The organism is Hydrogenophaga electricum (assembly GCF_030160815.1).
GTDB classification, from domain to species: Bacteria; Pseudomonadota; Gammaproteobacteria; order Burkholderiales; family Burkholderiaceae_C; genus Hydrogenophaga; species Hydrogenophaga electricum.
Map to the genome: position 1 here is coordinate 1 of NZ_BSPB01000111.1, position 3,286 is coordinate 3,286.

General features: G+C 72.3%; 4 protein-coding genes and 1 tRNA gene. 1 reads left to right on the forward strand and 4 read right to left on the reverse strand.

Going from position 1 to position 3,286, the window contains the following annotated elements:
• The coding region (locus QQK43_RS22835) for a c-type cytochrome (protein ID WP_284309585.1) at positions 1 to 539 on the reverse strand (539 nt) is incomplete at its 3' end.
• Positions 540 to 594: 55 nt separating this feature from the next.
• On the opposite strand from QQK43_RS22835, the gene QQK43_RS22840 reads away from it, so the two are divergent.
• The gene (locus QQK43_RS22840) at positions 595 to 846 is read left to right on the forward strand and encodes a cysteine-rich CWC family protein (RefSeq protein WP_284309586.1); all 252 of its coding nucleotides are present in this window, start codon (positions 595 to 597) and stop codon (positions 844 to 846) included.
• A gap of 22 nt (positions 847 to 868) precedes the next feature.
• Here the strand turns inward: QQK43_RS22840 and QQK43_RS22845 are convergent, their stop codons facing one another.
• The 3 genes from QQK43_RS22845 to QQK43_RS22855 all read right to left on the reverse strand — a co-directional run.
• Positions 869 to 2,341: a DegQ family serine endoprotease gene (locus QQK43_RS22845; protein ID WP_284309587.1), complete on the reverse strand. Its 1,473-nt coding sequence runs from the start codon at positions 2,339 to 2,341 to the stop codon at positions 869 to 871.
• A gap of 91 nt (positions 2,342 to 2,432) precedes the next feature.
• Positions 2,433 to 2,527: transfer RNA gene (locus QQK43_RS22850), tRNA-Sec, on the reverse strand.
• A 14-nt stretch (positions 2,528 to 2,541) separates the two neighbouring features.
• Positions 2,542 to 3,286, reverse strand: a 745-nt coding sequence (locus QQK43_RS22855) for a SelB domain-containing protein (RefSeq protein ID WP_284309588.1), incomplete at its 5' end; no start/stop codon positions are given.

The window sequence follows — 3,286 nt, forward strand, 5'->3', positions numbered from 1 at the left end:
TGGCCCAGCAGGTAGTCGCGGGGCAGACCGAGCAGCCCGGGAACGGCTGGGCGCACGCCGGTCAGGGCGCTGCCGTGGCAGGCCGTGCAGGCGGGCAGTTGCCGGGCCGGGTCGCCCTGGCGCACCAGCTGTTCGCCGCGCGCGCGCAGCGTGGCGCTGCCCTCGGGCGGCGGTGGGGGCGGGTACGGCAGGTCTAGGCTGGCGAAGTGGTCGGCGATCTCACGCAGGTAGCCGTCGCTCAGGTGGTCGAGCAGCGCGGTCATGCCGGCGTTGTTGCGCCGACCATCGCGGAAGTGCAGCAACTGGTGGTACAGGTAGCCGGCGGGCTTGCCGGCGATGCGTGGGAAGTAGCCGCTGTTGGTCGACCGGCCCTCCTTGCCGTGGCAGAGCGTGCAGGCCTGCAGGCGCTGGGCCAGGGTGTCGGGCACGGTGTGGGGATCGGTCGGCCCGGCCGCCTGCACGGCGGGGGCGGTCAGCAGGGTCAGCGTCAGGGCCAGGCAGTGGCCCAGAGCCAGAAAAGGAATCCGGTATCGCAGCATGGGCCGCAGACCATACCATGGAGCCCCCGCCATTCCGTCGCCCGAGAGCTTGACCATGACCGCCGCCGCTCCCCTGCCCGATCCCGCCCGTTGCCCGCTGTGTGGGGGCGACAACCGCTGCGCGATGGAGATCGAGCGCGCCACCGGCGTGCCGCAGGGGCCTTGCTGGTGCATGGACCAGCATTTCAGCGTCGACCTGCTGGCCCGGCTGCCCGCGCAGACGCGCGGCCAGGCCTGCATCTGTGCGCGCTGTGTGGCGGCCTCAGCCGCCACACAGCCGGACTGCGCCCCGGCCGCTAACGGCTGAGGCGCGGGGCACGGGGCGGCGTTCAGCCCAGGCGGACCGGCACGAAGATGCGGTCGCCGTCGCGCTGGATCAGCAGCGCCACCGACTTCTGGGCCTTGGCCACCGCAGCACGCACCTGCTCGATGTTGTGCACGGGCGTGCCGTTCACGGCCATCAGCAGGTCGCCGGGCTGCACGCCGGCCCGGGCCGCCGCTCCGCCCACGTTTTCGATGACCAGGCCGTCCACACCCGCCTGGTGCTTTTCCTGCGGTTGCAGCGGTCGCAGGGCCAGACCCAGGCGGCCCTGGTCCAAGCCGCTGCCGGCTGCGGCGGTCTCGGTCTTCTTGGGCGTGGCCGCGTCGCCGAGCCGGGCATCGATGGTCTGGGGCTGGCCCTGGCGGACCACGTCCAGCGCCACCTTGTCGCCAGGCGCGGCCTGGCCGATGAGCGCCGGCAGGTCGCCCGAGGCCACGATGGACTGGCCGTTCAGGCGCAGGATCACGTCGCCCGCCTTCAGGCCGGCCTTCTCGGCAGGGCCACCGGGTTCCACGCCGGAGACCAGCGCGCCCTCGGGCTTGTCGAGCCGGAACGAGTCGGCCAGCGCCTGGTTGACTTCCTGCACCGTCACGCCCAGACGCGCATGGCTGGCCTTGCCGGTGGCGACGATCTGGTCCTTGACCTTGCTCGCCAGTTCGATGGGAATGGCGAACGACAGGCCCTGGTAGCCGCCCGAGCGGCTGTAGATCTGCGAGTTGATGCCGACCACCTCGCCGCGGGCGTTGAACAGCGGGCCGCCGGAGTTGCCGGGGTTGACGGCCACGTCGGTCTGGATGAAGGGCACCAGGCTGTCGTCGGGCAGCGAGCGGCCCTTGGCGCTGACCACGCCGGCGGTCACGCTGTTTTCAAAACCGAACGGCGAGCCGATGGCCAGCACCCATTCGCCCACGCGCAGGTCGCGTGTGGTGCCCAGCGTCACGGTGGGCAGGTTGTGGGCGTCGATGCGCAGCACGGCCACGTCGGTCTTGGGGTCGGCGCCCAGCACCTTGGCCTGGAATTCGCGCCGGTCGGTGAGCTTGACCGTGACCTCGCTGGCATCGCGCACCACGTGCGCATTGGTCAGGATCAGGCCGTCGGGGCTGACGATGAAGCCCGAGCCCTGGGCGTGCACGGGCTGTTCGCTGGGCGTCTGCTCACCTTGCTGGAAGCGCCGGAAGAACTCGTAGAACGGGTCGCTGGGGTCGATGCCCGGGGCGCTGGTGGCGCCTTCGTCGGCCGTCTTGCGCAGGCCGCTGACGCTGATGTTGACCACGGCCGCGCCCTGGTGGGCGGCAATCTGCGCGAAGTCGGGTGTGCCGGCGATGGCCGCGGGTGCCGGTGCGGTCAGGGTGGCCACTGGCGGTTGGCTGGCGGCGCCTGCGTGCGTGCCCGTGAAGTAGGTCGCGCCCGCGCCGCCGATCACGCCGGCGGCCGCGAGGGCCAGAACGAGGCGGGTGGGGGTGAGGGTCTTGAGGTCCATGTGCGCTCCTGGGGGAAGCCGTTGATTGAACAGGACTTCAATGTGGGCGCACTCGCTTAGACCGGACTTAATGGAACGGCCGGGGCCATCGTGGCGGAAGGGAGAGGGAGTCGAACCCACCGGCCGCGCTTGGCGCAACCCGCCGGGTTTGAAGCCCGGGCATCCCACCGGGGACGCTTCCCTTCCGTTGTGCGTGACCGTCAGTCCGGGCCCGCGGGGTGGCCGAACAGCGTGGTCCCGGGGCGGGGCAGGTGTTCGTCGCGCACGCGCCGGGTGAAGCCGACGCGGTCGAAGAACTCCAGCACCTGAATGGCCCGCTTGCGGCCGAGCCCGCTGGCGTCGCGGAAGCTGGCCGCCTGCAGGCCCCGGGGACCGCTCTGGCAGTCGCGCGCCAGGCCGGCCAGCTGCTCCAGGGTCAGGAGCGGATAGTACAGGTCTTTGACCACCTGAAAGACCTCGCCGCGCCGCGCCATGCGCGCCAGCGTCTGCCGCACCAGCGCCTCGGCACAGCCAAGGTCCTGGGCCAGGGTGCGCACCCAGGGCGGATCGAAGCCCCCCGCCAGCAAGGCGGGCAGCAGCCGCTGCGCCAGCGCCTGTTCGGCCTCGCTCAGACGCGCTTCGTGTTCGGGCAGGTGCAGCCAGTGGGCGCTGCGCACGATGGCCTGGCGGGCCACCAGGTCGTCGATGGCGTGCTGCCACAGCGCGTCGCTGGCGCGGGGCGCCGCCAGGCGCCTGAGACGCCGGCTGTCGGGGCCGATTTCGTCGGGCGCGCCGGCGTGGAAGGTGCGCAGACGGTCCACCACGCCGGCCTGCAAGGCGGCCAGGGCGGCGGGGGTGATCGCCAGATCGCCCCGCTCCAGTTGCAGGGTGCCCGCAGGCAGCGGCAGCGCGTCGGGCGTGACCCGGCCTTCGGCGCGGGCGGTCTGGCGCAGGTCCAGCCCGAGC